Origin of the sequence: Shewanella sp. VB17 (genome assembly GCF_013248905.1) — a bacterium.
Lineage (GTDB): Bacteria > Pseudomonadota > Gammaproteobacteria > Enterobacterales > Shewanellaceae > Shewanella.
The window spans coordinates 3,487,934-3,511,654 of sequence record NZ_JABRVS010000001.1 but is presented as its reverse complement, the minus strand read 5'-3'; the positions used below and the strand labels follow the sequence as shown (position 1 = coordinate 3,511,654).

Genomic DNA, 23,721 nt, shown 5'->3' with positions numbered 1-23,721 from the left:
ACCTCTAGAGTCACTGAAATGATGCACACTTGTTTCAAACAAATGATTAACCATTGTTTGTGCATTTCGTGGTTGCTTGTGACAAAAATGTAGCTAAGCCAATGTATTTACGTTAACTTAAGCTAAGGTAGGGACTGATAAAAGTCCTATTTGGTCACACTATGATTGCCTATTGTGACTAAATTCTTTGGTGAAAACAAAAAATTATTATAACAAGATTTGGGGAACAAGATGAAAAGACTCTTTTTAGGTGTAGCGGTTGCATCTGCGCTTGGGCTGACAGGGTGTGGTGGGGACAGCGTAGAAGAATTAAGTGACAAGGTTGAGGCGTTAACGCCAGTTTCTCATATCGCTTTTGATCCAGGTAATAAGGATCCCGCTAAGCGCACACTTCCTACTCCTAATGATCTGTTGTTTAGTGGGACGCTCGACGGCACCATTAAACTACCCGATGAGTTGAATGATGGCAGTAGCGATTATACCGATCCCCAAATAGTCATCGGAGCATTAGACGGTTGGTCGACAGTGGCACCTATTTCAATCACTGTAGAGCTTGCAACGGATCTTGATGGCACTGTATTGCTCCTTGATGTCGCTTCTGTGTTTCAGCCAGGTGCGGTGAGAATGTTTGAGGCCACCGTTGGCGGTCCGTTGTCATCGGATGCAGAGTGTAAAACTGCGCCTTCAGCATCAGCGTGTAAAGTCGGCGATGAATTGCAATTTGGGGTCGATTTTATTGCTAAAGCCGTGGGCAATACCATCGCGATCGTGCCCCTCAAGCCATTAAAATCCAATCAGTCTTATATTTATGCCACCACTAATCTTGTTGTCGATTCAGCGGGGCAATCTGTGGCTGCTTCATCAACGTATAACAGCGTGAGATTAGACATTGAGACACTGCCGCTTGAAACGGTAGAGCAATTGTCGTTGCAAACCTTAGTTAATAGTTATGAGAAAGGTTTAGCTCAAGCTCACAGTGTCGATGCAAACACCTTAAGTTATACAGGTTTGTTCACGACACAATCAGTTACCGATGTGTATAAGACTGTGCAGTTGTTGATGCTTGACCCTAGTCCGCAAAGCCCCTTTGCACCTTCAATATCAGTGCCAGTTCCGCATCCTTTAGGCGTGACAATGGCGCAGGCGGCGGGGTTAACTGTCGCCGATTTGTATACTGCTGATCTGACTGTGCCAACCTATGGGAGCTGTAATTCGACTCAGTGTTCTGGGATCAGTACTTATTGGCATGCCTTGGGGGATAGTCCTGTTGCGGTATTATTGGCGCTACAAACAGGCACTATGAGCCAACAACATTATGGTGCACAAGCCACAGTTTATGGGATTGATCCTAATGCAGCACTTGCTAACCCAGCATTGTTAGCTGGAAAAACCTGGTTGTTAGATGATGGCGATGCGGCCGATAAAACCAAACACCTGACCAAGTTTAATCCTATTCCTCAGCCGACAGGGCAAGAAGTGATCAAGGTGCTTATTTCCATACCGAATGTTGGCACCATGCCAGCTGCTGGCTGGCCGACGACGATAGCCATGCATGGTCTTAGTGGCCTCAAAGAGCAGACTCTTGCCTATGCAGACATGTATGCATCTAAGGGGGTGGCTACTATTGCGATCGATATGCCGCTTCATGGTGAACGCTCTTATGATGCGAACAATGATGGTGTCTATGAAGTCTCAGCAACAGATAAAAGTGCTGGCTCGGCGTTTGTCAATGGTAATTCACTAGTTTTTACTAATATCGATAGTACGCTAACGGCTCGTGATAATTTTCGTCAGGCAACCTTAGATCACCTTGCCCTGCGCGCTTCATTAACAGGTTTAGCGGGCGCACTTGGGCAAGCTGCTCAGCCACAGATATTTGATATCAATAATATCAGCGTGCAAGGTTTAAGCTTAGGCGGCATTGTTAGCACTAACTTCTCGGCTTATGCTAACACTGAGCTGCCAGATCCTAATTCAGGCACTGATTTAAGTTATGTGTATAAGCTCAACGCTGCTTCTTTAGTCGCGCCAGCGGGTGGGTTAGCAGGTACCTTTATTGGCTCAGAAACATTTGGGCCTTTGCTATTGTCAGAAGTGACAGCAAGTGAGGATTTTCAAAAGCTGGTTGATGCGGCTAACACTGAAAATTATGCACCAGATACAGCACAATACGCTGCACTGGTTGAAGCTGTGTATGCCGGATTTTTACCGAGCTTTGCCTTTGCTGTGCAAACGGCACTGGACAGTGCCGATCCGATTAACCATGCTGCCATGTTAAAGGCGACTGGTCTGCCGGTTCACTTGATTGAAGTGGTCGGTGACGGTGGTGATACAAATTTACCGGATCAAGTCTTACCTAGCCGTGTTGATAACTACCCATTATCAGGCACAGAGCCTTTGATTGATAATCTTGAATTAGCCTGTATTTCGAGCACCTCAGTAGGCTCAGGTGCAGTGCGTTTTACTAAAGGCGATCACAGTTCGCTTATTAATCCCGAAGGCTCCGCAGCCGCTACGATTGAGATGCAAGCACAAGTAGCCGGTTATGCACAAACGGCCAGTCAGGGCAGTGCCAGTATTACGATTGGTGATGAGAGTGTGATTAAACCTTGCTCTGTGCCAGCAGGGTAATAAGGAAGCCGTAATCTGTGTAATAGGTAAATGTAGGTAAAACCCAGCATTGGCTGGGTTTCTTTTTATTGTTCGTTTTCTTATTGCATTAAAGCTTGTTAGAATAACCATCATTTTTTAGATTGAACAAGATTGATTTGCTGGAGCATATTTTGGAATTTTTGTACGAGTATGGCATGTTTTTCGCTAAAGCTATCACGGTCGTGTTATCGATCATTGTGGTGGTTGTTGTGGTACTGGCCTCTGCGGTTAAGCAAAAAGGGGGTAAAGGTGAGCTTAAATTAACCAATATTTCAGAAGAGCTGAAAGACCTGCAACATGATCTAAAAGAAGAGTTGTATAGCAAAACTCAATTTAAAGCGTATGAAAAGCAACGAAAGGCGGATGAAAAAGCCAAAGATAAGGCATTGAAAGAGCAAACAGAGCAGGCATTAGCACCAAGAACTTTTGTGGTCGATTTTAAAGGCAGCATCGATGCGAATGAAGTGTCATCATTGCGTGAAGAGATCAGTGCGATTATTGCCATCGCTGAGCCTGGTGATGAAGCCATTGTTAACGTTGAAAGTGGCGGTGGTATGGTTCATGGTTATGGCTTAGCATCAAGCCAACTTGATCGTCTTCGTCAGGCTAACATCCAGCTGACTATTTGCGTTGATAAAGTGGCTGCGAGTGGCGGTTATATGATGGCGTGTGTGGCGAATAAAGTGTACGCAGCGCCATTTGCTATTGTTGGCTCGATTGGTGTTGTGGCGCAAGTGCCAAACTTCAATAAGTTGCTTAAAAAACACGATATTGATTATGAGCAGCATACGGCGGGTGATTTTAAACGTACCTTGACCATATTTGGTGAAAATACCGATGAAGGCCGTGAGAAGTTCCAGCTAGAACTTGAAGAGACTCATGAATTATTTAAAGGTTTTATTGCACAATATCGCCCAGATTTAGACTTAGCTAAAGTGGCTACAGGTGAGCATTGGTATGGGCAGCAAGCAATTGAGCTTGGGTTAATCGATGGGATTTCGACCAGTGATGATGTCATTCTTAATTTAGCTAAAGAGCGGACTGTTATTAAAGTCAGATATCAATTAAAGAAAACATTTGCCGATAAAATCGCGCATGCCGCTTCGTTATCTTGCAATGCTGTGTTGAATAAAATGGCTGAGAAAAATCAAATATTAGGCTAGCATTTCCGCCGAGTATGTGAATGAAAAAAAGCCTACATTACGTAGGCTTTTTGGTGTCTAAGAAGCGAGTTTGTGAATATACCGTTGACACTAAAACGCGAGTGACCGATATGCACCCGCAGTGTGCTGTAGGTCTCAATCATCACTTTTACCCTTGATAACATAGTGCCCACTAAGGTGAACAGCTAGCCATAGGCAGTCGCGTTATCCATTCGTGAATAAGTGCGACACCTTCATCATGAATTAAACTACGTCCAATTTCTGGCATGCGATCGCCCGGTGTATTGGTATCCATTCTGAAGTGAGAGATAGAGTCTTGCGGCGATCCGGGAACGACATCATAGCTTAAGGATCCTCCACCATAAGCCACCGGAGATTTACAGGTACCGTGTGCAAAACCATCGCCGTATGCTCGCCAGTATTCAAGTGTGAGGCCGGTATTAGAGGCATTACCTTCTGGTCGGTGACAATGAGCACAGTTGATATCCAGATAGCCTTTTGCCGTGTTCATTAATAAGGTATCTGAGTATGTCGTTACATCGTTTTTTTCTTTATCTGTGTAGGTTGGCACAGTACTGATTGTGGTGACATCAGGGACTCCTTGTAGTATGCCAGCCTGCTGCCATTTCATCAGTTGATTCATGGCTCCGTCAGTGTAGGTATAGTTTTTATTCAGATGACGTGCTTTAGGCCCAATAGGGACAAAAATAGCTGGGCTGTGATTTGAGGCTTTAAACTGATGACATTGTTTACATTGATTCATGCTAGGAACAAGATAATTAAAATTAAGTACTTTATTGTTATGTGTAATTTGTTTTGCTTGAATCGCACCAGCTTTCGCTATAATGGCATTGGATTTGTCAGTATTATGGAGGTAAGGTAGCGCAGTCCAACCTGTTGAACGGTGGATCAGTAAGCGTGTTTCAATCATGTCCTCTTTATCTATGCCGCGTGCGTTAGTATTCGCAGGCAGGGCGAAGGTTTTAGTGATCACAGTGCCTACAGGAAAATCCATGCTTTCTTGGGAAGAGTAGTTTGCTTTTTCACCTTCAGGCACAAAAATAAAACGGTATTTACTGGCATAGTCAGTGAAGAGTTGAGTATTGAGATCGTAAGGTAACCCGCCAGAATTTGCATCTGCCGTTGGGTTTGAGTTGTTTAAAAATAGGTTATAGTCAGCTAGGTTTGGGCAGTTAGCCCTTAATAGCGCCTGCCAATTGACTTGTTCGCCTATGGGCTCACAAAGCGTTAATTCTCCGTCACCGAGGAACAGCGCTTCCCCTTCATCTATTGCCCCAGTGCCGCTGACTGTATTTTGCCCGTCACAACCGGCGACCTCGTCATCAATGCCACAACCAAAGATGTTATCTGCGAATGTGACCGTATGTGTGGGTAGACGGACTTGACTACATTTCATTATCTCATTTTGAGTGGCTTCATAAAGCACATTAGGGTAAGTAATATCAACATTGTCGTTGGCATACAGTCGCCCAAATGAGACATCACCGTTGTTGGTCGAACAAATATTATCGCTACCATCGTCGGCGAATGGCATCTCTTGTAAGCCTAAATACGCAGCGGTGCCGTTATTTGATAACATTTCACCTAACCCGTCATAGAGCACGCCGGGAAATGTTCCATGAGTAAACATGTAAGCTTTGATAATGTCGTCGATCAGGTGGCCATTGGGTTGCTTGCCATAATCAGTGATCAGATTGTCGTGGAGATAGATATTACGGGGTGTGGGTCGCCAACCATCTTCAATGGGTTGATTTGTCTGACCATAGTTAGCGACAAAGGCATTCATATCAGGTTCTGCGATAAAAAAACTACTGATCGCGATCCCCATAGTATCGTGGTGAGTGATTTCATTGTTGAAGATCTCGACATCGCTGGTAGAAAGCACAATAATTCCGGTTCCCGGTGGAACAATATGCACCCCAGCTGGATTAGCTGATGCATTAGCAAAGTTCTTAGTGTTATTGTTAGAAATTTTATTATTGAAAACACGAACACTAGCCCCGTATTTGTGGTTATTGATTGGTAAGTCAAAGACTAAAATACCACCAGTATTACCGATAGCTTGATTATTATAAACATCGGCATAGTGTGAGTTTTCAATTTCGATCCCAGCCACATTTTCTTTGGCAATGTTGCGGCGAACCACAATGTATTGAGATTGACCGACATAAATTCCGGCATCGGCGCTGCCTCTTACATAGCTATCTTCAATCAGAATGTTTGCACACTCGACGGGATAAAGTCCATAAGCACCATTGTGTTTATCGAGTTCACCTTCCCAGACAGTGGCGAGTTTTCTGAGTATGACTCCGTTGGTATTCTTGAGTTTAATCCCATTATTTTTTGCTTCATTAACAGACAAGTCTTGGATAGTAATATTAGCGGCATTTTGGACGAATATACCATCGCCTGAGAGTGAGTCTGAAAAATCCAATATGGTTTCATTCATACCATATCCCATGATGGTGATGTTGGTTACCATATAACCATCACCATCGACATCACCGTCGAACAAGAGACTTGATGCTATTTTAAAGTGACCTTTAGGCAGTACAATAACGTCATTGCTTTGCGCGTTAATCAAGGCCTCTTGAATACGGATCGTCAAATTTTCTCCAGCTTTGATCATGATAGCGTCTTTTGGAAAGTGTGGGGTTGTGCTTGGAATCGTGGAGTTGCCTTTTATAATCAGTTTGTCATCATCTGATAAACATCCGCTGAGAAATAGTAAGCTTGCACAGGTAATTAACGTGAGTATTGACCATGATAATGTTTTTTTTAGCATAGTATCTCCAGTTTATATTGATTATTCCGCTGATATCCCTAGGCACAAAGGAATGAGCCTGCTTAATCATTACCCTACTCAAGGGTATTAGGAACTCAGAAAGAAAAACCTGAGGTGTTTGAGTATTAATTATACAGACTTACCATATCGACAAGGCATTGTTGAGTCAACATTCTGTTAACAAAAATAATGCGTTACTTTTATGAGATTTTATAGCCTTTTATAAGGTGTTATTTCTGATAAACTATCGGCAAGCTTGACAAGATCCCTTAATGCCCTTCACTATGCTGATAATTGTGACCAAAATTAGTTTTCTGTCAGCTATTTTGTAACATAGGTAACTTGTATTATCTTTTGGAGATAAGCTATGGCATTTGGCCAGTACAAAACGATAAATATATTGGTGGTAGATGATCATTCATTGATTTTTGATGGTTTAAGTAGCTGCTTAGCGCCCTATCCAGAATTGGAATTAGTGGGATTTGTTGAAGATGGTTTAGCAGTATACGAACAATGTTTGAAATTAACACCTGATCTTGTGTTTATGGATCTTAAATTACCGGGCATGAGTGGCTTTGATGTTATTCGTCAGTTACGTAAGCGTTGGCCTAAAATGATGATCATTATGTTAACCGCGACGATTGAGGAGAAAAGTGCGCGTGAGGCTTTGGATGTCGGTGCAAATGGTTATGTGGTTAAAAACAGCCCCAAAAGTACCCTTATTGCGGCCATAAAATGCGTGAGTAAAGGCAAAGTTTTTATCGATCCAAGCTTAGATGAACAGCAGATAGAGGCCTTAGATGGTGTTGTTGATGGTGATATGCCTATGCTGACTCCCAGAGAACAACAGGTTTTAAAATTGATTTGTGAGGGAAGGCGTAATCGCGACATTGCCGAGGATTTGGTGATAGGCTTGAAAACGGTTGAAACCCATAGAATGAATTTAATGCGTAAACTCAACGCACATAATGTGGCTGAGTTAATGCATTGGGCTCAGCGATTATCATAGTCTGTTTCAACCTCTTACATGGCAGCACACATTTTTAGACATTGGACTGTGAAGCCAATGCCTGAATCAATGCATCTAGCGGGGTCAAGGCTGCTAAATCGAGACAGGATTCAGCTTCCAGAGCGAGTTCCAAATCAGCTGCAATGTCGGAAATCGCGTTCATCCCAGCAAGTCCTGCGCTCCCTTTGATCGTATGCAGTACATCACTCAGGTTTTCCCATTCTTTGTCAGTGATATGTTGTTTTGCTTGGGTTGTCATATCTGTTAAATGGACGATGAGTCTATGCTTGAGATTGGTATTGGAGTATTCAATCATTGGCGTATTGATATCATTATTTATCATCAGTGGCATATCGCGATCTAGCTGTAAATCTGCCGCTTTTTCTAACGCTCCATTTAGTTGTTTTAATGATACTGGTTTGGTTAAATAGCTGTTCATCCCAGCCGTCTCAATACTGTCGTGTTCCATTGGATTTGCGTTTGCTGTTAGCGCAAATATAGGGCAGTCAGTGTCTAATATCGCTTCGCTTTCACGCCATCTTCGAGTGGTTTGATACCCATCTAATCCTGGCATACGTATGTCCATTAGCACGAGATCGAATACATGCTTCTCGCCTTCTTTTAATGCAGATTCTCCGGAGTTAACACTGAATACCTGTTGACCTAATTCCACTAACATCTTACTGATAATCTCTCGGTTGGTTTCGACATCATCAACCAAGAGAATTTTTAATCGCCAAGGGAGTAAGATAAGAGAGTGATTGCGCTGCTTTTGAGGTAAGTTATGGCGAATTTCATGCAAACGTTGCCAGAGGCGAGCGGGTAGGTGAGCCAGCTCAGGGTGACTGAGTGCTTTATTATCCCCTTCAATGGGAGTTGCTCCCCATTGTGATAACTGCTTATGCAAAGCGAGCGGAGCGATGATAGGAGCTGATGGCAAGACGGGGGGCTCACTGGCTTCAGTAAGAGGCAGATCTAAAATAAAGGTACTGCCCTTGCCTAAGGTACTGAACATTGTCAGTCTTCCATGCATTTTTTGTGCGAGTTTGACTGAAATAGGTAAACCAAGTCCAGTACCAATTTGGTGATGACAACTTTGGGCGAAGGGCTCAAATATACGTTGCTGATCTTCAATGGTGATGCCATCACCCGTGTCTTCCACGCTAAAGTAAAGGTGATTTTCAACGACTTCAATGCGTAATAATATATGTCCTTTCTCGGTAAATTTAGCTGAATTACCCAATAAATTGACTAAGATTTGCCTGACTCTTAAGGGATCTAATCGTGTTGTTTCTGGCACATTGGCATGGATAATACATTGGAGTGAAATAGGTTTATTTACCACCCTATTTTGTATCGTTAGCATGGCATTGTCGGCTAATTTCATGACAGGATAGCGTTGATAATTTAATTCTATTTGATCGGCTTCTATGCGGGAAAAATCGAGTAAATTGTTAATAATGGCGAGCAGTGAATTGGCACAGTTATAGGCCGTGTCTCTAAGATCCATTTGTTTTGTGTTCAATTGCGTATTGCGTAGTAATTCTAATGAGCCTGTTATGCCATTGAGTGGAGTTCGAATTTCATGACTGATATTGGTCAAATGTTCAGTTTTACGTTCATTCGCTTTTTCGGCATCTTGGGTTGCAATGGCGAGTTGATGGGTACGCTGCTCCACTTTTTTCTCGAGTACATCGTAGTTTTCTTTTACCGTATCGAGCAGGTGATTATAGGCTCTGGCTATTTGACCTAGTTCATCATTTCGTTCTTCAGGGAGACGTCGCTCGAAGGTGGGTTGAATATCGCTGTTAATAATGTTGACAAAATGGCCAATAGGTTTGGCGAGGTTGATGCGTAGAACGTTCAGTAAGACAAACGCCATAACGGCCAAAGATAACAAAGACCAAGGTAGCTCAGTAAAGAATGGCATGAGTGCCATATCTTGTAAAAAATCTTTTGAAATCAAAGTTATTTGTTGCCAGTCAGGGCCATTAATATTTTCTTTAATGACATAATAATTGCCCAATGCGTGTGGGATTTTTTTATTAGTATATTGATGCGGATTGTTAAATTCATCTTGTAGTGCCGCTAAAGTATCAGGTGATAAATTTAATATTGAATTTGAAAATAGCTCACCTGTCGGTGTCATGAAAAAGCTGATATCTCCTCGGCCAAGAGAATTATTTAATGACATTAGTGAGACCAAATTGATTCCAAATCCGACTTGAGAAGAATCTGGGTTATTAGGTTCGCTGGAGTAGCTAAAAATTAAATGATAATTACCCGACTTCTTATTGAATATTGGCGCTCCCCAACGATATCCATCAATTGAAGGTTGGCTTGCCAGTTGCTTTATCTCTTTTAGTCTGATGTGAAAATATTCTTCGTCGGCATTAGAGTCGGCATAGATAGAGACACCTTTATGAGGTTTATAGATAAAACTATCTAAATACCTGTGTTGGCCTGCATTACCAAAGGTCTGAGCTACCCACATGCTTAAAGTATCTTTTGTTTGATCTGTACTGTCAGGAAAAGGAAAATAATGAGCGACTATTTCTTGAGCATTCACTTTATCTATGGATGAAAATTGATGTAATTGTTTATCGAGCTGTCGTGCATCATAACTGGCATCGGTAAACAGATTATTACTAACCTGAGATCTGAGATCGCTGAGTTCACTATAGGCGATAAGTGCGCGATCTAAGGTGCGGGTAAAGGCATTGCTGTATGACTGATATTCAATCATGAGCCAAAGAGTGATAAGGACTGCTGTGAATGAGACCGTGAGCTTAGTCACCAGTGATGCTTTCCATCTAATCTGTATCATATGTTGTCCATGTAGTGCTGAAAATAACCATCGCTTGTGTTAGAAAATAACCTAAAAATGGGGTGCTTGCATTAATTCCTTTGTCAGGCTGTTTTGGCAACTTTAGGGCATCATTTTTTGTTTTGCTATGTCATCTTTTTATTTAGTTCAATCATCATATCAACATGCTTCCATGGATTTCATCGCATGAGACCTTCGCTAGAGGCAGTTAAGGTGTTTACCTGATGGGCGAAAAATCTCTATTGTCACATACTGATCCCATAGAGTAAGCAAGGTGGTCGTCGAGATGATAGGTAGGTTAGTTAACAGTGGATTTCTCATATCAAACTCACATCAAGGTCGTAATGAATGGTTACTTGCCGAGAGAAAAGCTTATGTTGTTGAACAACACGGTTCAGCCTCAGTCGCTATAGTATTAGATGTACCACAAGATGTAACTAATGATTGGATAAATCAGACAAGCTTAGTATTGGCTGCCAGTGAAACAACCAGAGACTACGGTTTACAATACAGAGATAATACTTGGTTATTATGGCGCTATTACGATGAAAATCAAGATGATGAAAAACTGTCTCAAGCGGTGGCTTTTCAACTCGCGATTGCACGGTTTATCGAAAAAGATTTAATTAAACCATTTGATCGTTATCGAGCATCCATTATTGGGAGGACAGCATGAAGACATTTATCTGCTTGTTATTACTTTTTAATTTTACCTTAGCTCAAGCGATGCCATTAACGGCTGTTCAATGGCAAGGTGATCCTTTTGTGATGATCAGTCGTGGTACTTCATTAGCGTCGGTCTTGCAAGACTTCGGCAGTAATTATGGTGTGCCAGTGGTGATTAGTGACAAGATCACCGATAAATATGTTGGCACTATTCAAGACCAAGCTCCTCAACAAGTGATCAAAGAGTTAAGTCATCGTTATGGCTTAGTTTGGTATTACAACAATGAGGTGTTGTATGTGTATAAAGCAAGTGAAATCACTAATGAAGTCATATCATTAACAAGTTTACCGGCTGCTAAAGTGAGCCAATATCTTACGTCTGCAGGTGTGCTTGATGTCGGGGTTTGCAGTATTAAATCTGTTGCAGGGATCAGTGGGCTGCAGGTGTCGGGCGTACCAGCGTGCATTCAGAGTGTGACTAAGCTGACTGAGCAACTTGATGCTAGCGCTAAAAAAACTTCAGAGACCCAAGAAGCTGTGCGGGTTTATCCTCTTAAATATGCTTCAGCAACTGATTCTGTTTACCAATACCGTAGTCAGTCAGTCAAGATCCCGGGACTCGTGACAGTGCTTAAAGACATGGATCAAGGGACACAAATTGCAGATGCAACGGCAGGTGTGACAAGCAGTAATAGTGGTCCCGTTTTTGCTGCCGATCCTCGTCGAAATGCCATTATAGTACGCGGAAGTGCCCGTGATATGGCGACCTATGGTTCGTTGATTAAGCAGCTTGATACCAAGCCCACCATGATAGAGGTGTCAGTGTCTATTTTGGATGTTGTCGCAGGTGACTTTAAAAAACTGGGGATTGATTGGTCTGCATCAGCTAAATTGGGTGGTGGTTCTGTGAGCTTCAATAGTGATAACGGTAACGGTAACTTTTCTACTGTGATAGGCAATACCGGTAATTTTATGGTGAAGTTAAATGCACTCGAGCAAAACTCTAAGGCTAAGGTATTATCTCGGCCCTCTGTTGTTACTCTGAATAACGTTCAGGCTATATTGGATAAAAATATTACTTTTTACACCAAGGTACAGGGAGAAAAAGTGGCTAAATTGGAGTCTGTCACAACTGGCTCATTATTAAGAGTGACGCCCAGATTGATCGATGAAGCAGGTCACCAAGCAGTGATGTTGAATTTAAATATCCAGGATGGTCGACAGAGTCAGGCGGTGAGCAAAAGTGAGCCGATCCCTCAAGTAGAGAATTCTGAAATATCGACCCAAGCGACACTAAAATCGGGTGAGAGTCTGTTGATTGGTGGATTTGTGCAGGATAGAGATGAAACAACACAAAATAAGATCCCGTTATTGGGTGATATTCCTTTGTTAGGTGGCTTATTCAGAAGTACAGATCATAGTACTCAAAGTGTGATGCGTTTGTTCCTTATCAAAGCGGAACCGGTTAACCAAGGAGATTAATATGTCTTCAATATACAAGCTTTTATGGTTAAAGGGTCCACTCGAAGGAAGAGAGCTCTGTTTGCCTTTAGGTAAAATGAGTATCGGTCCTGATGGTGATGTTCTAGCAACATTGCTAGAGGCACAACAATTGGATTTGTTTATCGATGAGGATGGTGTGCATTGTCGAAGTAAAGTCACAAGTTGGGTAGAGGGTAAACTTGTGGTTAAGTTAGACACATTGCCATTATATCAAGTAATTGAAATCGATAATATTTCAATTGTGATAGGGAAAGTCGATGATGAACTGAAGATGCGGATAATCCCTAAGCGGTTGGGATCCAAGGTGACCAAACCTTACTGGGTATTTCTGCTTATGTCTTTCTTGACGTTATTGCTTTTGTTCACTGTGATCTTAGCACCCAGTTCACAGACAAAGGCGGTGTTGACACAACATCAGTGGTTATCGCAACAGTTGATTCAAGATGGTCTCAATGATATCAACGTCACTTGGTCAACGTCTGGCGTCGCAACATTAAGTGGATATTGCCACGATGCACAACAGATCTCTGGATTTTTTAGTGATTTGAAAAGTCAAAATATTCTATTTGTTGACCATACCCAATGTGGCGATCAATTGATCAGCAATGTCAAAAATGTATTGGCTCAAAACGGTTTTCCTGACGCGGTTGTTGAACTTGGGGATAAGTTGGGAAGCGTGACCATATCAGGGGCTATTAGTTCTGGTACTGCATGGGATAAAGCGGTTGATACGTTTAACAATTTGCCAGGCCTTATTAGTTGGCAGGTGTCGAATCAGGTTGATAGTCTATTAAAGCCTCTAATTGGCGAACTTAGACAAAAACAATTACTTGAAGGTTTAATGATTACACAGGTAAAAAATACCATTGTGATAACGGGTAAAATGACTAAAGAGACAGAGAAAAAAGTGGTGGAGATCACCAGTGCGCTAGATAAAAGTCACCTCAGTGGGTTGAAGTTTGTTTTTCAAAATATTCCGGTCCATGACGAACTGACTAATATGTTAAGTTCGTCAGTTGTAAGCTATGGAGGCAATACGCAATCTCCCTTCATCGAATTAGTCAACGGCACTAGGTTATCTGTTGGCAGTAAATTAGCGAATGGATTCGTGATTGATTACATGAATGTACATGGTTTGGATTTAAGTCGTGGTGGTGAATTAGTTCATCTTCCATTAATTTTTTAGAGAGCTATTAAGAGGTCGATATGTCAAGGATCACTCAATTAGAAGATGATATTAAAATCGGTTGTAAAAATAATAATGAATATAAAATACAATTGAATGCTATCAGAGATAAAGTATATGCGTTAAAAGTAAGTGATAGAAAATGTTTGTTAGATGCGGTTGATTCAGCTGAAGAGGTAATAGAGACTTTGTTTCATCGTTATAAATAGTAATAAATTAACCACTCTGTAAAGGTCAGACCAGTTCGCTTTTGAAATGTGTTTTTTATGATATACCCAACAAAAGCATGAGTATAATATTTAATTAAGTACTTATGGATATTCCCATCGTCAAATAAAGTATTTAATTAAACTTTAAAAGGTCAGATCCATTTTTTCGATATGTAAAATTTAAAAATAACTAGTATGAAAGTTAAGGAGATTGTTATGGATATGTTCAGCGATATAAAATCAGTAATGAATGACCTTCAGCAACGTAAAATGGCATTAGGTCTACAGCTTAAAGAGTTTCAGGACTTACAAAATGAGATAAATCAATTAGTAGAACGTTCACCAAACGATCAAAATGCTATGGCAAAGTTAATTAAGTTAAAGAATGCATTTCCGGAAGGATTCGAATTACAACAAGGAAAAGTAATGAATAAAGTTAATGAACTTGAAAGTCATTTTAAAGTTTTAGAGCAACAATTTAATTTTTTAGGAGAAATAGAGTCAACGGAAGATAATGAAAATGAATTAATGTCTTCTATCGATGATGTTTCATTAATAAAAGAAAACACGATTAAAGTTAAAAAAAATAAGAAATTATTTATAATGTGAATTCTTATTTTGTATCAATAATTAATTGAGGAAATTATTATGACTACTTCAGTATATAATCCAGTGCAGCACTCATCTTTTGATCAAGGAACCAGCATTATTAATTCTAAGCAGCCTGATGATGTTAAAAATCAAATCGCTGCCAGAGGCGATTCGGTACTCTCAGGTGGGATAGCTGTTCTCTATATGTTCATGAATTTACTCTCAGAACTTGCCGATGCTAAATATGGTCAGATGCAGCAAAAGGCTGATGTATCTCGCACAGCACAAGATATGGCTAACCAAGTTGATGAGGCGATTGCCGCTGCTTCTAAAGGGGATGATAAAGCGGTGGAACAACTTCCTGATGCAGTGAAAAAATATATGCATGATAACGGTTTTAAAATTGATGGGATGACTATCGATAAGTACATGCAAAAGAATGATCCTGATGGCAAAGGCTTGGATAAAGGTAAGTTGCAAGCAGTAAAAGCGGCGTTGGAATCGGTGTCAAATCGTGCATCAGACTTCGTCTCTCAATCTCAGTTGCAGCTGCAAAAGATTATGCAGACCTACAATGTCACCGTTAGCATGTTAAATAGTATGCAGACCATGCTGGCTGAAATGAATAAATCAATTGCCCAGAACATACGTTAACGCTGAGCATCAATCTGAATTTTTATTGGAGGTAGTTATTATGGATATGAGTAATGTCTCAAATCAAGGTACCAGTATCAGTAATTCTCAGGCGCCTGAAGATGTGAAGAATCAGATCGCATCCCGAGGTGATTCCGTACTTTCAGGCGGTATTGCAGTGTTATATCTATTTATGAATTTATTGTCAGAATTAGCGGATGCTAAGTATGGTCAAATGCAACGTAAAGCCGATGTGTCTCGTACAGCCCAAGATATGGCAAATCGTGTTGATGAGGCCATAGCCCAAGTCTCTAAAGGGGATGATAAAGCAACAGCGAATTTACCACCTGATGTTGTTAAGTACATGAGCGACAATGGGTTTAAAGTTGATGGTATGAGTATTGATGATTATCTAAGTCACAATGAACCTTCGGCCGCTTATCTTAAAAAACTACTAGGTAAAATTACTGAATCCGGTCCAGAAGGAATGCAGTCGAGGAGTTGGCAAGATGTGGTCAACTATATGGACGCCAAAGGGATTAAGGTTGATGGAAAGAGGTGTTGTGACTATATCTGGGGGCTAGCTGAAGTAGGTGGTCAATCTTGGCACAATATCAGTAAGGCCCATATGCAGAAAATTGCTGAGGCGCTCGGTGCCGCTGGAGGCTTAGATAAAGGTAAGCTGCAAGCGGTAAAAGCGGCATTAGAGTCTGTGTCAAATCGTGCATCAGATTTTGTCTCACAGTCACAACTGCAACTGCAGAAAATTATGCAGACCTACAATGTGACCGTCAGTTTACTTAATAGCATGCAGACCATGTTAGCCGAGATGAATAAGTCGATTGCTCAGAACGTACGCTAAGGAGTCAAAGATGAAAAAACAAGAATTTGAAATACTTGAACATTTTCTTCAGCGAGGCGGATCTCTACGAATGTTGACTGATGTGGAGCAAGGTGATCTTAACACCTTGTATCAATATGCGTTGCAATTGATGGCGTGTCGAGATCACCAAGGAGCTAAACGGCTCTTCTATCTTTTGATGCGGATTGATCACTGGAACTACGACTATTGTTTTTCACTCGGGATATGTTGTCAGCAATTGCATGAACACGAAGAAGCTATTTTTTGTTTAGGCCGTGCGGGAATGATTCAGGTTGATAATCCTTTACCCGCTTACCATGCCGGTTTGAGTTATCTGGCATTGGGTAACAAGGAGTATGCAAAGAAAAGCTTTAATGCCAGCTTACGTTGGTGTCAGGGTCATGCTGAAAGTGATGATATTGCTGCGAGTGCGCAGCAAGGATTAGCGGCATTGACGAAGGAGCCTGCTCATGTCAATTAACAGTGTTGCAGAAAGGGGGACCGAATCCCTGAACGCTACTTATGGTGCTGCGTGTGCTCAAGATGTGGCGAAAGCCATTTTACCTGATTGGTCTAGACCTGTGACATTAAGGCAAACCCAGCATACCGCGCATCATCAGGGACCTGTCACTATGAAGGAGGCGGAAAAGGCATTACAACGTATTTTAACGCCTTTTTTTGAGGATAAAACCAGTAAAGGCAGCGGTAAACAGTTTGAGACGGGTTCACTTACATCGCTGGAAAAAGCGTCCATGGATGCCATGGTGTTGATGGCGGCAAACTTGAGTATATCGACCTTCGCTGACACGGCTAATTCGTCCATGAAAGCCAACAAGATTATGACCGATACCCAAGAATTTCTTCGTGATAAAAAAGTGAAGGAATATCAGGAGCAGCTTTCGAAGGCGGTAGAACAGTCTGATAAGGCGCAGAAGGGGGGAGTTTTTGGGGCCGTTTTTGATTGGATTGTGGGGGCTGTTGAAGCCATTTATGGTGCGATAAAGCTCGTCGAAGGTGCGCTGCGTTTTGCTGCTGGTGATGTGGTTGGTGGGGGAATGGAGATTGCCAGTGGTGCGGCTTACCTGTCAGCAGGTGTGGCAGGTATGGTCAAGGCGGCGGCAGAAACGGCTATTTTATGTGGTGCAGATAAGGCGAAATGTCAAAGCGTTATCGATGTTGCCAGTAAGGTGCAATTGGGCTGTGAAATGGTGGGGATGGCACTTGATATTTTCCAAGCGGGTCGGGCAATTTCGGCGACACGTTCGATTGCTAAAGGCACCGAAACCGTGATGAAAGAAGCGGCACCCCAGTTGGTTGATGGGATCAGTAAAGGTTCTAGCGAGGCGGTGAGTGGTGTTGCCAAAGAGGTGGGTAAACAAGTTGCCGAGCAGGTAAGCGATCAAGTGATAGCCAATTTAGGTAAAGGGCTTAAGGAAGCGGCAGAACAAGGCGGGCGCAAACTCGCCAGTGGTCTAATGGACGCCTTTAGTAAGCAAGCTATCGAGCAGCTGGTGACTCGCTCAGTTGAAGAAGTCGGCAAGCAAGCGATTAAAAAAGGAGTCGAGGTCACAGCCCAAGAGATCACTAAGCAAGTGGTAAAAGAGGTCAGTCACGAGGTGATTAAGACCGCCATTAAGGCTTGTGTCGTGACTTCTTTGGATGTCGTACGTGCCACCGCGGGCGCTGGCAGTATGATCACAGCAGGTAGCATAGCAGTAGAAAAAGCGAAGTTGCAGAAGGAGATTGAGGAATTGATTTTGAAACAGAACTTTGTCGAATTTTGTTATGACTGGTATGACAAAGCCAAAGAGCAGCAGATGAAGTCGGTAAAGGACCTAATTGATAAGCAGGGTAATAGTTTAGAGGGTGCCAGTAAAGCGATAAGTCAAACTGGCGCAATACAGGCAAGAATTGCAGGTTCAACAGTATAAGTGAGGTTTACCATGACAGACATGACTAATATTTCAGGCCAAAGCCAAGTAGCGGCACCTAAGAGCACAGATCAAGTCGATGAACTCAATGACAATGCGGGTAGTAACGGTATGGATGCCATCTCTCAGATTAACGATTTGATGTTGAAATTGGCAGAGATGTTTAAAAAATTACGTAACGTATTACAAGATTACAATGTTAAGCAGCAGGAATTAGGCTGGAATGTACAGGTCGCCTCCATGGATGATAAACGTGCCGCGATAAGTAAGGCTTGTGAGTCAGCGATTTGGTCGGGGGCGTTAGAGATAGCGGGTGGCGTGATAGGGATGGCAGGTGTTGGTTTATCTGGAAAATTTGGTGACGCCGCGACCCATATGACGAGCCAGTTCAGTAAAGGGATTGAAGGCACAGGGAAAATGGTCGCTGCAGGGATGAGTAAAGAAGCTGAACTTGAGCGTACTGTAAGCGAGTTTAAGGCGAGCAATGCGCAGAGTTATTTAAAAGGTGCCAATGAGCTCAATGATAAGGCCAAGCAAATCTCTGAGCAGATGCGGGCCTTAATTAAAGAGTTGGTGGAGCTGCATGGTCGTATTAGTTCGGCAGTGCATAACTAAAAGGGCTTGATTGAGGCAAGGCCATTAGGCCCCGTCTCATCCACCCCTCATTTTTCGGGGACTAGGTTTAGTTCATTCATTAGGCTAGGACCTTTTGTTTTTAATCTGAATAATTAACTTGAGTCATAAGGAATTCATTATGGATCCCGTCACACAATATTTAGCCAATAAAGGTATAGAAGTCCGTCCTGCTTATTTCGAATCCAGTCAATTTGAGTGGGGAAAACGTTGGGATAACCCCCACTGGTCAATGGTGTATCGCGTCGATGAGCATACCCTCACGATTTGTGATTTTACCAGCAAAGGAAATACCAGTGGAATCGACAGCGCGGTATCGCAAGTGATTGAACAATTAAAAATAATTCGTCGTAAAGTGAGTCAAATTCAGCAGGTGCGTGGCATGGTTATTTATGATGTAGGGCTGCCTGCTCAGCGACGTGCTCGCAAGGTGTTACATGATGTTTTATTGCACCAAGGCGCCAAAGAGGTCAATCAAGATGGTGCCACTTGGTTGGTGTATTAGTGGTATTGGAAAATTTGATTTTCGTTGTATGGAAATAAAGAGGTAAGTGCTATGTCAGTAGAAGTCGCAATAAACAGTCAACATTCTTATCATTTTCATGAGAGTCGTCTAAAACATGTATTGACGGCTAATACATTGAGTGATGCCAGTAAAATGGGCTTACTGGATAAAATTGTTGATTGGTGCCGAGGTGGCGTAAAACGTGATGCGATAGCGCAACTTTATCATCAAATATCTCAACCGGGTCATTTAACGGATGCTCATATCGCACAGCGTTTTTCAGCTTTACGCAGTTTAGCAATGGAGGAACACCAGCCGAAATTTTCGATGGATGTTAACGATAATGGCGAACAGTGGGCGATGTCGCTGAATATAGATGGACACTGTATTTATCAAACGCCTGCCAGTGATGTAGGTAGTCAGTTCTATCAGGTGTGTGCAGTCAAAAGGACCATGGTTGCCAGTGACGATCTTAGAAAAATGTCAGCGGCATTAACACTTGATAATTATATTGAAGGCAATATTCAATGTATGTCTGATGATAGCGAAGTGAGAGAGATATTGCGACAGAGATTAGATGATCCAGGATTTAGTGCGCAGAAATTTACTGGTATTGAAGCACATGATACCGAACCCGCCAAATTTATTGCCACATTCGGTGATATTCACTTGGTGCTATCTAATAGAGCGCCGACAAATGGAGAGCTCAGGGCTGAGCCGCTAAAAAATGCACTATCAAGTGATGATTATCCACATTTACGTGCTGTAGTTGCGAAAGGATTCTTGAGTAGCAGCGAGAATTCACTGCGTTATGCTTTGACTCCCGCGCGTCTTGAGCTACTTAATATGGTTGGTGCTCAAGGGATGAAAGATGAGGGCGTTGCACGTATTTTGTATCAGGCAAAGGTCGGTAACACCAGTTTAGGTGCATTGTTTAATTTAACTGAACCTTCACAAATAGATCTTGATGATCTTGATGATTTCATGGTGTGTAGTAATGAGTTAGATGTTGAGATTTTACCTGTTGATGTCTATGCCGATAAGGAGATGTTCTATCGTGGGTTAGCTCAACATCAAACGACAACGATAGGCGATACTTGCTTAAAACTTGTATCTGAAGACGTGGGTAAAGGATTGCAGTTTCTAGCGGATAAAGTGAACCCAAACAAGCTAAAAGGTGGAATAAATAATGCGTTTGATTACATGATGGGACGTAATTCAGGTGCGATAGTCCTGCGCAACTGTATCACATGCGCAAAAGCGGTCGATGCCAATTTGGAACTCATCCTTGGTAAGCAACAAGATGAAACGATTCCTTTACAGTTTTGGGAAGCAGCAGATACGAAAGAGGGGGTGATGACTCAAACGACCACTCGTAGCTGTACTATTGGGTTAACACAAGCGCAATCATTGTCAGCACTATTAAAATCGGAGTCAGTTACTGATAGTCGTGCGATTATTTCAGTTCCGATAAGTGGAAGTACTCATTCTCACGCAATGAATCTACTCCAGATTAAATCGGATCAGGTGTATCTGCTTGATGGTCAAAATGGGAAAGTTTACGATCTTCAAGATGATAAGGATATTGTCCAGTTAGACAGTCAATATAGTGCTAAGGGGCGAGATTTTGCCCCTGTAACCCTCCATTTTACTGGTCATTTACCAGCACTACTTTTAACGAACTGAATAGTAATACTTTGTAATCGTTTTTACTCTAGGCTAGTTAAAAACGAGATATTAAGGAAACTGAAATGAAAAAGCATGAGATTACCCCAAATATAGACATTGAACAGCTTCAGGCTGCGTGCCAACTCGCATTAGTAGAGCAAAAAACCTTAGCTGAGCTGGCAGGATTATCAAGTCAGGATTTAGAGCGTGTCTATGATTCAGGTTTAGGTAAATATCAAGCCGGGCTACCTGCTGAAGCGATTGTGGATTTTACTTACTTAGTGATGCATCAACCCTGGGATCGCCGCTTTCATCTGGCGTTAGCATCGAGCTTTCAATGGTTAGGTGAATGTCGACATGCATTAATATTTTATGGTTATGCATTAGCGATGGATGCTTGCGATCCCAGTACCAGTTTTCGTATCGGCCAATGTTTATTAAGTCTTGATGGAGAGGCTGCGGCGATAGAGGCTTTGCAAATGGCAATAAAACAAAGTTATAGCAAACCTGAATACCATGGCGTTGGTGTGCAGGCTCAAGCACTGTTAGAGATGATTAATCACTCATAATTAATTCTGTTAATTACATATTTATACGCGAGGTGTGTTATGGAAGGTTCTGTTCGTTATGGAATGAGCCAAGTGTCGCTTTCTCCCAGGTTAGCACATTTAGATTTAGCCAGTTCGACTCAGGCGGTATCCAAGCGTGATATTGCCAGCTTTACTCCTGAGCAAGTGCCCTTACAAAAAGCGAATACGAGTTTGGTGAGCGATATTTGCAGTAAGGCGCAGCAGACGCGAGATGAGGCGATAAAGGCAAGTGATGAAGCTAAAAAGATAGGTGTAGATATTGCCAAATCTGGTTTCTTTGCTAAATTGGGGTCCTTGGCGCTCAGTGGTACTGCGCTAGGGGTATCAATTGCCGCAACCGTATTGACGGGGGGCGCGGGGTTACCTTTACTTATCGCTTCGGGCGTGGCATTTACATTGGCGGTAGCGGATGCTGGGTGTGCATTTGCTGATTGGCGAGGGAAAGCGGGGAGAGGTGATGGATTGGCCATGGGAAGTGACGCTATTGCTAATGGTGTAAATGTGCTTTTAGGGAAAATGGGTGTTGCTGATGATAAGGCGCAATGGTGGGCTAAGGCGGCTTCCATTACCTCTAGGGTGGCATTAACGATAGGGACCATTTGGAGTGCGGTTATTGCACCAGTATCATTACCTCATAATATTGCTGGGACGGTGAATATAGTCAATATGGCACGTAAGTCTGTAGGGCCCATTGCTGATGGTTTAGCCCATGTATCTCAGATAGGGCCGAATCAAAAAAAGAGTCAGCTAACAAGGGAGTCACAGCATAAAAACTTGTCTGCTAAAGGGCTTGAGGCTAAAGGAGAACAGTTAAAAGGGCTACAGGGTGAAAAGGTGATGAGTGAACTTAAGAGACGATTGCAGCAGAGTGATGCTAAAATTAAAACAGCGTTATTTGATGCAGAAATTCGCGAAAAGCAGAGTGAATTACACCAAAATAAGGCTAAGGTGTTGAGAGGGGAATTGGCGCAAAAAGAAAGTCAAATAACCAATATGGAGCGGCAGCTGAAACAATTTAATCGATTTGTTAGCGAGTCGAAATTAGAACTAACCGATGTTACGCAGCAGTTAAAGGCATTACAACAAGTATTATCTCCGTCATCCTTGGGATCTAATAACCTACCGATAGTCAGCACGGAAATTATTTAATTTATGTGTTTTTAATGTTAATTAAAAGAGGGGTGTGCTTATTTACAGGGCAGCCCTTTATTAACTAAGGATAATATCTTATCGTATTCCCCTTGTGATTTCATTTTTACAAGGCCATTGTTAATATATCTTTCTAGATGTTTTTTATTATTACTGACTATTGGGTACAGTGTATGTTCACCAAGATTTTTTATTTCAATGATGTTTTCAATGTTAAGTTTTTTTAACCAGTAATCAACTTGGCTAGCGGAAGAGATCAAAACTGTTCTATTTCTACTGTCTCCTTTATTTAAGTTGTTTATTGCATGAGTGAAATCATTCGATGGAAATATTTTAGCATATGTTTCTTCAGATGTATTTACTTTAACCGTAATGTTCCCTCTGATAAATATGGGGGTAATATTTAACTCTTTAATTAAATAATCTATGGCATCCCAACCATCTACTGGGATGTTTATTTTTGATTTTGAAAATAAAGAAAATCTGTCTTTATAAATTGACTCTTTAACTCTTATTGTTGTGTCGCTGTACTTTGATTTGTCTATCCGACTAATTCTTCCTGCATCTATGTCAGCTATTCCATAAGAAACTTCACTGATTGATCTTTTAGTTGGTCGGTAGTTGAAAATGACATTGAATTCGTCACTTTTTAGTATTCGATAATAAATACATTCATATATTCTTGCTAAGTTAGAGTCTTCACTTCTACCAATGTTTATTTTGACTTCTTCTTTTTTATTGTATTCAAAAGTAAGCGCCTGTAGGTCTGAGGTAAAGAGTAAAATTAAAATAAAAATAAAAATTAATTTGTTGTCTTTTTTCATAATAAATAAGAGTCCAGAGTTAACTTTTATGAGCATGATGATATTGTTAATATATTCAATGTCATGATTTGGTATTGAGTATAGTATCTAAGCTATTTATTAGTCACATTTTTACGTACTTAAATACCAAAAATCAATTGTTTATTGAATAAGTACGCACCGCGCTGATATTTTTTGTTTGTTTTATAGCCAACATTAAGGTGTCAAGCTAACTTATGGCTCATCTTATCAATATTAGGCAGGCGTATCTCAGGTTAACACCTGATGTCAATGCCTCTGTCTATGCCTGACAATAACTCATAGTTTGCAGTAAG

General features: G+C 41.6%; 20 protein-coding genes. 17 read left to right on the top strand and 3 right to left on the bottom strand.

The features are described from left to right. Nucleotides 1-231: 231 nt before the first annotated feature. Nucleotides 232-2,631: a VolA/Pla-1 family phospholipase gene (locus HQQ94_RS15095; protein ID WP_173295192.1), complete on the top strand. Its 2,400-nt coding sequence runs from the start codon at nucleotides 232-234 to the stop codon at nucleotides 2,629-2,631. A 152-nt stretch (nucleotides 2,632-2,783) separates the two neighbouring features. Next, on the top strand, nucleotides 2,784-3,815 hold the full coding sequence (sohB, locus tag HQQ94_RS15090) for a protease SohB (protein ID WP_173295191.1): 1,032 nt from the start codon (nucleotides 2,784-2,786) through the stop codon (nucleotides 3,813-3,815). 172 nt (nucleotides 3,816-3,987) lie between these two features. On the opposite strand, the gene HQQ94_RS15085 is transcribed toward sohB, so the two are convergent. Next, a complete protein-coding gene (locus HQQ94_RS15085) occupies nucleotides 3,988-6,621 on the bottom strand; it encodes a parallel beta-helix domain-containing protein (protein WP_173295190.1) in 2,634 nt (877 codons plus the stop codon). Nucleotides 6,622-6,988: 367 nt separating this feature from the next. Here HQQ94_RS15085 and HQQ94_RS15080 point away from each other — a divergent pair, with 367 nt between their 5' ends. After that, complete coding sequence (locus HQQ94_RS15080) at nucleotides 6,989-7,630, top strand: two component system response regulator (protein WP_173295189.1); 642 nt, start codon at nucleotides 6,989-6,991, stop codon at nucleotides 7,628-7,630. Nucleotides 7,631-7,664: 34 nt separating this feature from the next. On the opposite strand, the gene HQQ94_RS15075 is transcribed toward HQQ94_RS15080, so the two are convergent. Beyond that, entirely contained in the window at nucleotides 7,665-10,457 is a 2,793-nt protein-coding gene (locus tag HQQ94_RS15075; RefSeq protein ID WP_217274046.1) for a two component system sensor kinase, read from the bottom strand. Between the two features lie 286 nt (nucleotides 10,458-10,743). Between HQQ94_RS15075 and HQQ94_RS15070 the strand changes: the two genes are divergently transcribed. The 14 genes from HQQ94_RS15070 to HQQ94_RS15005 all read left to right on the top strand — a co-directional run bounded on the left by HQQ94_RS15070 (nucleotide 10,744) and on the right by HQQ94_RS15005 (nucleotide 22,583). Beyond that, complete coding sequence (locus tag HQQ94_RS15070; RefSeq protein ID WP_254304069.1) at nucleotides 10,744-11,133, top strand: hypothetical protein; 390 nt, start codon at nucleotides 10,744-10,746, stop codon at nucleotides 11,131-11,133. Further along, complete coding sequence (locus HQQ94_RS15065) at nucleotides 11,130-12,605, top strand: EscC/YscC/HrcC family type III secretion system outer membrane ring protein (protein ID WP_173295188.1); 1,476 nt, start codon at nucleotides 11,130-11,132, stop codon at nucleotides 12,603-12,605. The genes HQQ94_RS15070 and HQQ94_RS15065 overlap by 4 nt, the downstream gene beginning before the upstream one ends. Nucleotide 12,606: 1 nt before the next feature. Next, a complete protein-coding gene (gene sctD, locus HQQ94_RS15060; RefSeq protein WP_173295187.1) occupies nucleotides 12,607-13,812 on the top strand; it encodes a type III secretion system inner membrane ring subunit SctD in 1,206 nt (401 codons plus the stop codon). Nucleotides 13,813-13,832: 20 nt separating this feature from the next. Further along, nucleotides 13,833-14,021: a hypothetical protein gene (locus HQQ94_RS15055; RefSeq protein WP_173295186.1), complete on the top strand. Its 189-nt coding sequence runs from the start codon at nucleotides 13,833-13,835 to the stop codon at nucleotides 14,019-14,021. 216 nt (nucleotides 14,022-14,237) lie between these two features. Next, nucleotides 14,238-14,630 carry a hypothetical protein gene (locus tag HQQ94_RS15050; RefSeq protein ID WP_173295185.1) on the top strand — a complete coding sequence of 131 codons (393 nt, stop codon included), beginning with the start codon at nucleotides 14,238-14,240 and terminating at the stop codon, nucleotides 14,628-14,630. A 39-nt stretch (nucleotides 14,631-14,669) separates the two neighbouring features. Next, nucleotides 14,670-15,266, top strand: coding sequence for a secretion protein EspA (locus HQQ94_RS15045; protein ID WP_173295184.1), 597 nt, complete (start codon nucleotides 14,670-14,672; stop codon nucleotides 15,264-15,266). Between the two features lie 40 nt (nucleotides 15,267-15,306). Then, nucleotides 15,307-16,107, top strand: coding sequence for a secretion protein EspA (locus HQQ94_RS15040; protein WP_173295183.1), 801 nt, complete (start codon nucleotides 15,307-15,309; stop codon nucleotides 16,105-16,107). Between the two features lie 10 nt (nucleotides 16,108-16,117). Further along, complete coding sequence (locus tag HQQ94_RS15035; RefSeq protein ID WP_173295182.1) at nucleotides 16,118-16,588, top strand: SycD/LcrH family type III secretion system chaperone; 471 nt, start codon at nucleotides 16,118-16,120, stop codon at nucleotides 16,586-16,588. Beyond that, nucleotides 16,578-18,038 (top strand): type III secretion system translocon protein, encoded by a 1,461-nt coding sequence (locus HQQ94_RS15030; protein WP_173295181.1) that lies wholly within the window; start codon nucleotides 16,578-16,580, stop codon nucleotides 18,036-18,038. Before HQQ94_RS15035 ends, HQQ94_RS15030 begins: the two co-directional genes overlap by 11 nt. A 12-nt stretch (nucleotides 18,039-18,050) precedes the next feature. Then, nucleotides 18,051-18,653: a pathogenicity island effector protein gene (locus HQQ94_RS15025; protein ID WP_173295180.1), complete on the top strand. Its 603-nt coding sequence runs from the start codon at nucleotides 18,051-18,053 to the stop codon at nucleotides 18,651-18,653. A gap of 139 nt (nucleotides 18,654-18,792) precedes the next feature. Further along, nucleotides 18,793-19,176, top strand: coding sequence for a secretion protein (locus tag HQQ94_RS15020; RefSeq protein WP_173295179.1), 384 nt, complete (start codon nucleotides 18,793-18,795; stop codon nucleotides 19,174-19,176). A 51-nt stretch (nucleotides 19,177-19,227) separates the two neighbouring features. Beyond that, the gene (locus HQQ94_RS15015) at nucleotides 19,228-20,862 is read left to right on the top strand and encodes a hypothetical protein (protein WP_173295178.1); all 1,635 of its coding nucleotides are present in this window, start codon (nucleotides 19,228-19,230) and stop codon (nucleotides 20,860-20,862) included. Nucleotides 20,863-20,927: 65 nt separating this feature from the next. Continuing rightward, on the top strand, nucleotides 20,928-21,413 hold the full coding sequence (locus tag HQQ94_RS15010; RefSeq protein WP_173295177.1) for a CesD/SycD/LcrH family type III secretion system chaperone: 486 nt from the start codon (nucleotides 20,928-20,930) through the stop codon (nucleotides 21,411-21,413). 39 nt (nucleotides 21,414-21,452) lie between these two features. Then, nucleotides 21,453-22,583: a hypothetical protein gene (locus tag HQQ94_RS15005; RefSeq protein ID WP_254304068.1), complete on the top strand. Its 1,131-nt coding sequence runs from the start codon at nucleotides 21,453-21,455 to the stop codon at nucleotides 22,581-22,583. A gap of 38 nt (nucleotides 22,584-22,621) precedes the next feature. Here HQQ94_RS15005 and HQQ94_RS15000 read toward each other — a convergent pair whose 3' ends face one another. After that, entirely contained in the window at nucleotides 22,622-23,407 is a 786-nt protein-coding gene (locus HQQ94_RS15000) for a hypothetical protein (RefSeq protein ID WP_173295176.1), read from the bottom strand. Nucleotides 23,408-23,721: the final 314 nt, after the last annotated feature.